This window comes from Streptomyces sp. AcH 505, from assembly GCF_000818175.1.
Classification (GTDB): Bacteria; Actinomycetota; Actinomycetes; order Streptomycetales; family Streptomycetaceae; genus Streptomyces.
In genome coordinates, this window is sequence record NZ_JTIY01000001.1 from 2,000,475 (window position 1) to 2,009,275 (window position 8,801).

8 protein-coding genes, 1 tRNA gene, 1 pseudogene and 1 riboswitch are annotated in these 8,801 nt (G+C 71.7%); of the genes and pseudogenes, 3 read left to right on the top strand and 7 right to left on the bottom strand.

Annotated features, from left to right (window positions below; genetic code table 11):
• Positions 1 to 549 precede the first annotated feature (549 nt).
• Together trmB and HY68_RS09250 are read left to right on the top strand one after the other, a co-directional pair.
• Positions 550 to 1,281 (top strand): tRNA (guanosine(46)-N7)-methyltransferase TrmB, encoded by a 732-nt coding sequence (trmB, locus tag HY68_RS09245; RefSeq protein WP_241778753.1) that lies wholly within the window; start codon positions 550 to 552, stop codon positions 1,279 to 1,281.
• Between the two features lie 132 nt (positions 1,282 to 1,413).
• A complete protein-coding gene (locus HY68_RS09250) occupies positions 1,414 to 2,703 on the top strand; it encodes a PrsW family intramembrane metalloprotease (protein WP_241778754.1) in 1,290 nt (429 codons plus the stop codon).
• Positions 2,704 to 2,731: 28 nt separating this feature from the next.
• On the opposite strand, the gene HY68_RS09255 is transcribed toward HY68_RS09250, so the two are convergent.
• The 5 genes from HY68_RS09255 to HY68_RS40025 all read right to left on the bottom strand — a co-directional run bounded on the left by HY68_RS09255 (position 2,732) and on the right by HY68_RS40025 (position 7,040).
• Entirely contained in the window at positions 2,732 to 3,676 is a 945-nt protein-coding gene (locus tag HY68_RS09255) for an aldo/keto reductase (protein WP_041986799.1), read from the bottom strand.
• A 76-nt stretch (positions 3,677 to 3,752) separates the two neighbouring features.
• Complete coding sequence (locus HY68_RS09260) at positions 3,753 to 4,829, bottom strand: M23 family metallopeptidase (RefSeq protein WP_041986805.1); 1,077 nt, start codon at positions 4,827 to 4,829, stop codon at positions 3,753 to 3,755.
• Between the two features lie 11 nt (positions 4,830 to 4,840).
• Positions 4,841 to 4,996, bottom strand: a riboswitch (cyclic di-AMP (ydaO/yuaA leader).
• Positions 4,997 to 5,267: 271 nt separating this feature from the next.
• The gene (locus tag HY68_RS09265; RefSeq protein WP_041986808.1) at positions 5,268 to 6,347 is read right to left on the bottom strand and encodes a PP2C family protein-serine/threonine phosphatase; all 1,080 of its coding nucleotides are present in this window, start codon (positions 6,345 to 6,347) and stop codon (positions 5,268 to 5,270) included.
• Positions 6,348 to 6,701: 354 nt separating this feature from the next.
• Positions 6,702 to 6,775 (bottom strand) — tRNA-Met (locus tag HY68_RS09270).
• 64 nt (positions 6,776 to 6,839) lie between these two features.
• Positions 6,840 to 7,040: a hypothetical protein gene (locus HY68_RS40025; RefSeq protein ID WP_063779629.1), complete on the bottom strand. Its 201-nt coding sequence runs from the start codon at positions 7,038 to 7,040 to the stop codon at positions 6,840 to 6,842.
• A 65-nt stretch (positions 7,041 to 7,105) separates the two neighbouring features.
• Between HY68_RS40025 and HY68_RS09275 the strand changes: the two genes are divergently transcribed.
• Positions 7,106 to 7,744: an HAD family hydrolase gene (locus tag HY68_RS09275; RefSeq protein WP_041995498.1), complete on the top strand. Its 639-nt coding sequence runs from the start codon at positions 7,106 to 7,108 to the stop codon at positions 7,742 to 7,744.
• Between the two features lie 35 nt (positions 7,745 to 7,779).
• Here the strand turns inward: HY68_RS09275 and HY68_RS09280 are convergent, their stop codons facing one another.
• Both HY68_RS09280 and HY68_RS43605 read right to left on the bottom strand, forming a co-directional pair.
• The gene (locus HY68_RS09280) at positions 7,780 to 7,992 is read right to left on the bottom strand and encodes a hypothetical protein (RefSeq protein WP_041986810.1); all 213 of its coding nucleotides are present in this window, start codon (positions 7,990 to 7,992) and stop codon (positions 7,780 to 7,782) included.
• 128 nt (positions 7,993 to 8,120) lie between these two features.
• Positions 8,121 to 8,801: pseudogene (locus HY68_RS43605) on the bottom strand (hypothetical protein); the annotation flags it as partial.

The following is an 8,801-nucleotide window of genomic DNA, read 5'->3' on the forward strand; positions in this document are numbered from 1 at the left end:
CGCCGGGGGCCGTTCCGGGGTTCGGGGCTGCCGGTCTCGGTCGCGGTTGTCGCCGGGGGCCGTTCCGGGGTTCGGGGCTGCCGGTCTCGGTCGCGGCATCGCCGTCCGGCCGGGTTCGGGGTCGGCGCTGCCGGACTTGGTCGCGGTGTCGCCGTCCGGTCGGATTCGGGGCTGCCGGACTTGGTCGCGGTGTCGTCGTCCGGCGCGGCTCGGGGCTGCCGGTCTTGGTTGCGGTGGTTGCCGGGGGCCGTTCCGGGGTCGTGTCCTGCGCTGCATGATTTACGGCGCGGTACACGCCCGACGCGGAGCCACCGCCGAGTCGCGCCACAAATCACGCTCTACGCTCCGGACACCACCCCTGCACGACCCCCTTCAGCCCCCGCCCCACGGGCGCTCTCGGGCCACCGGACGGCCGCCAAGGTCGCGGGTTTCTCGGTCGCTTCGGCGCTCCGTAGAATCGACCGCATTGTGTCCGAGCCTGAGAAGACCGAGATGCCCCCGCTGACCACCCCCACCGAGCCGGAAGACCGGCTGCGTGCCGCGAGCCGGATGTTTCCTGACGGGACCGGGCCGGCCGCCGACCCGGCCGGGGCGCACTTCGAGCGGCGGATCCGCAGCTTCCAGCCGCGCCGCAGCCGGGTCACGACAGGCCAGGCCGACGTGCTGCGGCGGCTGTGGGCCGACTGGGGCCTGGACATCGACGGGCAGCGGGTCCTCGACCTGCCGGAGATGTTCGGTGGGCTGCCGGTCGTCCTGGAGATCGGCTTCGGCATGGGCGAGGCGACGGCCGCGATGGCCGAGGCCGACCCCGGCACCGGGATCCTCGCCGTGGACGTACACACCCCGGGACAGGGCAACCTGTTCCGTCTCGCCGAGCAGAACGGCCTGTCCAACATCCGGGTCGCCAACGGTGACGCGGTGATCCTGCTCAGGGAGATGCTGCCGAGCGCCTCGCTCGCCGGGATCCGCGTCTACTTCCCCGACCCGTGGCCCAAGAAGCGGCACCACAAGCGGCGGCTGATCCAGCCCGAGTTCCTCGACCTCGCCGCCGCCCGGCTGAAGCCGGGCGCCGTGCTGCACTGCGCGACCGACTGGGAGCCGTACGCCGAGCAGATGCTGGACGTGATCAGCGCCCATCCCGGCTTCGAGAACACCAGCCCGGACGGCGGCTACGCCCCGCGCCCCGCGTTCCGGCCGCTGACCCGGTTCGAGGGGCAGGGGCTCGACAAGGGGCATGCCGTGCACGACCTGCTGTTCCGCCGCACGGGCACCGACGCGTAACCTCGCCGGCCATATCCGGCCGCACCCGCTCCAGGCACCATCGCGGGTGTCGGCGGCGCTCGTTAGGGTCAACAGGTGCCAGAACCGTCCCCGCAGAGCGTCGAGCCGCAGCCCCCGATCCCCGTCGCCGAGGTGTGGGACCGCAGCGGTGAGCTGTGGGGCGCGGTCCCGGAGCCCGTGCGCCGGCGGCGCTACTGGCCCGGCCGGGCGTTCTGGCACAGCAAGGCGGTACGCGCGGGTGTGGTGATCACCCTGCTGGCGCTCTGCGGTCTGGTGATCCTGACGCTGGTCAGGCACGAGACGGGCACCCAGGGCTTTCTGGTGGGCCTCGGCCTGGCCGTGCTGCCCGTGCCGCTGCTGATGGCGGCCTTCCGCTGGCTGGAGCGGGTCGAGCCGGGCCCGTGGCGCAATCTGCTGTTCGCCTTCGCCTGGGGCGCCTGCGCGGCCGCGCTGGTCGCGATCATCGCGAACTCCTTCGCGACCCACTGGATAGCCACGGCGACAGCCGACCCCGCGGGCGCCGAGTCCCTCGGCGCGACGGTCGTGGCGCCGGTCGTCGAGGAGAGCGCGAAGGCGGCGGCCGTCCTGCTGATCTTCCTCTTCCGAAGACGCGACTTCACCGGCCTCGTGGACGGCGCGGTGGTCGCCGGCTTCACCGCGACCGGCTTCGCCTTCACCGAGAACATCCTCTACCTCGGCAACGCCTTCGGTGAGGACCGGGACTTCGGCCAGACGGGCTTCGCGACGTACACCGTCGCCACGTTCTTCGTACGGATCGTCATGTCGCCGTTCGCGCACCCGCTGTTCACGGTCATGACCGGCATCGGCTTCGGGCTCGCCGCGCTGGCGCCCCCGCACCGCAAGCTCCGCCGCCTCGGGCTGCCGCTGCTCGGCCTGCTCCTGGCGATGGGCATGCACGCCCTGTGGAACGTGTCGTCGTCCGCCTTCGGCCCGTACGGCTTCTACGCGGTCTACGGCATGTTCATGTTCCCCGTCTTCGGCCTGGTGACCTGGCTGGTGATCTGGGCCAGACAGCGCGAGCTGCGCACCGTCGCCGCGCAGCTGCCCGCTTACGCGGCGGCGGGCTGGCTGGGGACGGCCGAGCCGGCCGCGCTGTCCTCGATGCGGGCCCGCACCATGGCGCGGGACTACGCGGGCCGTACGTACGGCACGACGGCCGCGCGGGCCGTCACCGAGTACGAGGTGACGGCGACCTCCCTGGCGTTCCTGCGCCACCGCGCCGGGCGCGGTCTCGCCGTCGGCGACTTCGCCGAGCGCGAGCGGGAGCTGCTGGACCGGCTGTGGGAGCGCAAGGAGCTGGCGGGGCCCGCGCTCACCTACGCGGCGCGGGCCACGGGCCGGGTCTGGGTGCCGCCGCCGTACGTCGACTACGACGGCTACAACCCGTACCGCCAGTACTGAGCCCGGATACCCGGACCGCGGCGCGCCCCTACGCCGAGGCCGCCGTCAGCTCCGCGAGCTCTTCCGGCGTCAGTTCGAGATCCGCGACCGCCAGCAGCGACGGCAGCTGCTCGACCGTACGCGCGGAGGCGAGCGGCACAGCGACGGTCGGCTGCGCGGCCAGCCAGGCCAACGCCACGGTCGCGACCTCGGCGCCGTGCGCCCCCGCGACCCGGTCGAGCGCGGCGAGGACCCGGGGACCACGGTCGGTGTTCAGATATTCGGCCGCGCCCTCGCTGCGTACGCTCTCGACGGTGGTGCCGGGCCGGTACTTGCCGGTCAGGAAGCCGCGGGCGAGCGAGAAGAACGGCACGGCGGCCAGCCCGTGCCGGGCGACGACGTCCCGCAGTTCGCCCTCGTAGCTGTCCCGCGAGACGAGGTTGTAGTTGACCTGGAGCGCCGCGTAGCGGGCCAGGCCCTCCTTCTCGGCGAAGGTGACGGACTCGGACAGCCGCTCGGGCCCGATCTGGGAGGCGGCCACCGCGCGGACCTTGCCCTCCTTCACCAGCTGGTCGAGGGTCGTGACGATGTCCTCGACGGAGACGCTCGGGTCGTCGACATGCGTGTAGTACAGGTCGATGTAGTCGGTACACAGCCGGCGCAGCGAGTCCTCGACCGCCGCCTTGATGTTCGCCGGCGCGAGCCCCTTGCGCTTCGGGTGGCTGGCGACCTTGGTGGCGATCAGGACGTCGGAGCGGTTGCCGCGTGAGGCGACCCAGTCGCCGATGATGGTCTCGGACTCGCCGCCCTCGTTGCCGTCGACCCAGGCGGTGTACGAGTCGGCGGTGTCGATGAAGTTGCCGCCCGCCGCCGTGTACGCGTCCAGTACGGCGAAGGACTGTGCCTCGTCGGCGCCCCAGCCGAAGACGTTGCCGCCGAGGGCCAGCGGGGAGACGTGGAGGTCGGAGGTGCCCAGCTTTCGCAGATCGGTCATTCGTCCATTGAACGCCGAAAGACCGACGACTCCGACGTCGGGGGGTGAGCGCCGGAGCCGCCGGGGTCTGGTGGGGTCAGGGGTTGATGCCCCTGGCCTGCAGCCATCCGTTCGGGTCGATACCGGTGCCGTCCGGGGTGTGCACCTCAAGGTGCAGATGCGGCCCGGTCACGTTGCCGGTCGCGCCGACGCGGCCGATCACATCGCCGGTGGTGACCTTCTGGCCCGCTGTGACGGTCATCGAGGACTGGTGGCAGAACCACAGCTCGGTGCCGTCCTCCAGCTCCAGGACCGTGCGGTAGCCGTACGAGCCGGCCCAGCCCGCCGACTTGACGGTAGCGCTGTGGATGGCCTTGATCGGGGTGCCCGTGGGCGCGGCGAAGTCCAGTCCCGTGTGGTAGCCGGAGGCCCACATGGAGCCGGCCTCACCGAAGGTGGAGGTGATCGTGTACGAGGCGACGGGGAGGGTGTAGCTGGAGGCGAGCTTGGCGAGCCGGAGCTCCTCGGCCTTCTTCTTGGCCGCTTCCTCCGCCTTCTGCTTCGCCTCTTCGACCTTCTTCTGGGCCTCGGTCTGCTGCTTCTTCGCCTCGGCCTCGGCCTGCTTCGCCGCGGTGGTCTCGGCGGCCGCCTGGGCCGCCTGGTCGGCCTCCGCCTGCTGGTGCTCGGCCTGCTGGAGGATCCGGGCCCGCAGGGCCTCGCCCGCGTCGCCGCCGGCGGTCGCGCCGTGCTGGACCGCGGAGCTCGCCACCAGGTCCGTGCCGCCGAGGGGGGCGCTGGCCAGGATGTTCGGCTCGGTCTCGTCCGGCAGCAGCGCGCTCACACCGGGCAGCGACTTGGCGTCCGGGATGTGGTCGGTTATCGCGTCCGGCAGCGAGATGGAGACCGCGGGCTTCTCCTGCGCCGTGGCGATACCGCCGGCGCCGACGGCGGCGATGACACCGACACCGAGGACCGTGGAGCTGCGGGCGAGTCCGTTGCGCTGCTTGGCGACGCGATGCCTGCCGCGTACCGGGAGGACGGACTCCTCGGTGGGATTCCACTCACCGGTGGGATTCCAGTCGCCCCAGGCCCCGTCCGGCGGGGCTTCGGTGGCGAGGCCGCCGAAGGGAGATGTTTCGAGGGAGGCCTCGGGGGCAGGCTTGTTGGACGCCACTGGGGCGCTCTCCTTTCCTTCCTTCTCGCCTACCGGGTTAGCTGACGGGTTCGGAGCAGGAAGGTCTCCTACGGGTGTGACTCGCTGCTTTGCGGCAGCAAGAAACTCCCGATTCACCCCAATTGTTGGTTCCCCGGTTCCCTTGCGGGATTCGGCGCGTGCGCACGGCGCCATCTCTGACGACGGCTGGGACGACCGCGCTGCGTTATCGAACGTTAATAGAGACCAGGCCGTTATTCCAAGCTGTTCCCGGTGATCGTTAACAAGTTCGCATCGGACGTAACAGGACACATGCAGGCGCAAGTGGGCGAGTTGACGGGTTTACGGACCCACACGTGTTTCTGATGGTGTGTCAGTAGTTATGCGCAGGGGCGCCGTTCGAACACGGAAGGTAGCGGGACGGGATCCGGGCGAGGTCCGGCGAGCAATACGCGCGATCTACGGCACGACCGGCATCGTTCTGCGCCGCTCGGGCTGACCCTCCGCCGGCCTGCTGACCGCGAGCAGCGCCATGTCGTCGTTGGGGCCGCCGCCCGTGTGCACCCGTACGTCGCCGATCATCGCGTCGAGCAGTTCGTCGGGCCCCGGGAAGATCACCCCGTCCAGCCGGCCGCGCGGGTCGTAGAAGACGCCCTGCCGGTCGCGCGCCTCGGAGAGGCCGTCCGTGTAGAAGAGCAGCGTCGCGCCCGTCGGGTAGTCGATCTCGTCGGCGCGGTCCGGCCACCCGCCCAGCTCGGCCATCCCCAGCGGCAGCGCGAACTCGGTCGGCGAGAGCATCAGCGCGGCGCCGTCGGCGAACAGCATCAGCGGCTCGGGGTGCCCCCGGTTGATCAGCCGCACGACGTCCTTGCCGTGCGGGATCTCGGCGAGCACGGCGGTGGTGAACCCCTCGAAGAGATCGATGGTGCCGCGCCGCGCACCCTCGCGGGTCATGGCGCGCTCCAGCCGCTGCGCGACCCCCTCCAGCGAGCTCTCCTGCTCCGCCGCCTCCCGGAAGGCGCCGATGACCACGGACACCGTCTCGACGGCCCCGAGCCCCTTGCCCCGCACGTCGCCGACGACCAGCCGTACGCCGTGCGGGGTGTCCTGTACAGCGAACAGGTCTCCCCCGATGAACGCGCCCTCCTGCGCCGCCTCGTACCGCGCGGCGATGTGCAGCCCGCCGATCCGGTCGGCGGGCGTCGGCAGGACGGCGCGCTGGGCCGTCTCGGCGATGATCCGGGCAGAGGTCAGCCGCTCGTTGGTGCGGCGGACGATGCGGTTGATGGCGAGCGCGAGGACGGAGACCACCAGGATCGTCAGCAGTTCGGTGAACGCCTGGAGTCTGAAGAGCCCGTCCCCGAAGACGCGCAGCACGATGTCGATCGCCACGGCGGCGGTGCCCGTCAGCAGGGTGCCCGTCAGGGTGAAGAAGGGCGCGGCGACCAGCGGGGCCGCGGCGAAGAAGGGGGACGCGGTGAAGCGGGTGGGGGTCGCCGAGTCGAAGACGACCCCGACGAAGATGACGAAAGCCGGCATACAGCGCACGATCCAGCGCGCGCGGGGGCTCTGGTCGCCGTCCGCGCGTGGCACCCTGCGCGCCGCCGGAGTCTTACGGCTCCCAAGCATCCCCACCAGTTGTCTCTCCTGCCGCTCCGGCTACGGTCGCGGACGGTACCGCGCCCCACCAAGGCTGGCCGCTGCCGCGCCGGGCTGCGACCCGCATCGACCGAGTGGGCTACCGGCACGCCCGGCGAAGATCCGGCCGTCCACTCCGACGATCCGCCCCTCGGCCGGACGACGCAAGCTCTGACAGCGAGCTCTTGCGCCTGGTCGGGCGGCGGAATCACCGAAGGCCCGGATCCAGTGTGGATCCGGGCCTTCGGTGGTGAGTAGCGGGGGCAGGATTTGAACCTACGACCTCTGGGTTATGAGCCCAGCGAGCTACCGAGCTGCTCCACCCCGCGTCGGTAAACCCAACTCTACGGCATCCCGATCAAGATCATCTCCACTCTCGGGCTGCCACGGTTTTCAGGCCGCCGTCACAACCTCGGCCTTCACCGCCGCCGACCACTCCACCAGCAGTCGCTGATAGCGCTCCTGCTCGGCCGGCGAGAGGCCGGCACCTGCCTGCGCCCAGAGGGCGCGGATCTCCGAATTGACGACGGCCGCGGACCGCACGGAACCGCGGGCGCGGGAAGAACGCGAAGAAGCGGACGGATAAGCGAACATGGGAGCAAGGCTACGGCCAGCCACTGACAATCGGCGGAGAGTCGCACCCTAGGGTTGGACCGGTGATTGAAACCATCGTGTTCGACGTCGGCGAGACCCTCGTTCGCGACGACCGCTACTGGGCCTCCTGGGCCGACTGGCTGGGCGTTCCCCGGCACACCATGTCCGCTCTCGCCGGGGCGGTGACCGCGCAGAACAGGGAAGCGACCGACGCCCTGCGCCTGATCAAACCGGGTATGGACGTGGCCGAGGCGTACCGCGCGCGGGAGAGCGCGGGGCGCGGCGAGCATCTGGACGAGTCCGACCTCTACCCCGACGTACGCCCCGCGCTCGCCGGGCTCCAGGCGCTCGGCGTCCGGGTCGTCCTCGCGGGGAACCAGACGGTCAGGGCGGGCGAGCTGCTGCGCGGCCTCGACCTGCCCGTCGACCTGGTCGCCACCTCGGCCGAGTGGGGCGCCGCCAAACCGCTGCCGGAGTTCTTCGCGCATGTCGTCGAGGTGGCACAGGCACCGGCCGACCGGACGCTGTACGTCGGCGACCACCCCGCGTACGACCTGTTTCCCGCCCGCAGGGCCGGGCTGCGCACCGCGCATCTGCGGCGCGGGCCGTGGGGCTTCCTGTGGGCGGACGACCCGGATGTGGTCGAGGCGGCGGACTGGCGCGTCAACGGCCTGACGGAGCTGGCGGCCATCGTGGCGGAGTGAATGCGGAGAGAGACGGAGACGTCAGCCCGAGGACGTCAGTTCGAGCCGTACTCGTGCGGGAGGCCGCCCTGCCACTCCACCCAGCCCGGATCGTCGAGCAGATCGAAGGCGTCGGGCAGGCCGGCCAGCCGCAGGAACTCGACCAGGTGGTCGTCCGAGTGGGCGAGTCCCATGATCTGCCCGCGGACGGTGACCCGCCGGCCGCCTGTCCCGGACGCCCGGTGTACGACGATCGGTGCATCACTCATAGGCCCAAGAGTGCGACGATCCTGGCCGCTCCGCAGCCTCTCGGGGCTTTTCTTTTCCCCTGGACCCCGCCGATTCCGTCACACCCCACCGCGGGCCGCCCCGCGCTCCACCCCACGTCACGGCGCCGCTACTGAGCGTAGAGCCGCCGCGCCCTGCCCCAGGTCCAGCTGAGGGCGCCGGCCGTCGCCGCCGCCACCAGCGCCGCCGAGACGACGAGCGCGGTCGGGTGCGCCGTACCGCCGGACAGGTAGTACACGGCGGGGGCCAGCGCCGTGCAGATGACCAGCGGCGCCCGTACGTACCAGAGCAGCACCTGCACCGGCGCCGTGTTGCCCATCATCGTGTCGGTCCCGATGAACAGCGCCTGCGGCATGCTCCCCCGGTTCGCCGACACCAGCGCGGCGCCCACCAGCGCGGGCGCCGACACGAGGACGGCGACGCCGGGCATGACCGGCAGCCCGAGCAGGGCCAGTACGCCGCAGCCGACCGCCGCCGTACCGGCCAGGGCGGCCGTCGGCAGCAGCGCGTGGCGCAGCATCAGCGAGGGGTACGGGTACGGCAGCAGCCGGGAGCGGCGCAGATCGTCCGCCTCCGTCCAGGCCGGTTCGACCCAGCGGCCCGCCGCCAGATAGCCGAAGACCAGCGTGGCGGCGAGGGCGCAGAGCCGCGCGGCGGTCGTGTCGGCGGCGACGGCCGTCGAGGAGGCGGCGAAGGCGGCGGTCCACCACGCCAGGCCCCAGCCCGCCTGGGCGGGGGCCGCGGTCAGGGCGACGGCGTCGCGCCAGGGGATCAGCAGGCTGGGGCGGCG

Coding starts and splice junctions, on each gene's coding strand:
- trmB (WP_241778753.1), top strand. CDS start 550: ATGTTTCCTGACGGGACCGGGCCGGCCGCCGACCCGGCCGGGGCGCAC.
- HY68_RS09255 (WP_041986799.1), bottom strand. CDS start 3,676: ATGACCGATCTGCGAAAGCTGGGCACCTCCGACCTCCACGTCTCCCCG.
- HY68_RS09265 (WP_041986808.1), bottom strand. CDS start 6,347: ATGCCGGCTTTCGTCATCTTCGTCGGGGTCGTCTTCGACTCGGCGACC.
- HY68_RS40025 (WP_063779629.1), bottom strand. CDS start 7,040: ATGTTCGCTTATCCGTCCGCTTCTTCGCGTTCTTCCCGCGCCCGCGGT.
- HY68_RS09280 (WP_041986810.1), bottom strand. CDS start 7,992: ATGAGTGATGCACCGATCGTCGTACACCGGGCGTCCGGGACAGGCGGC.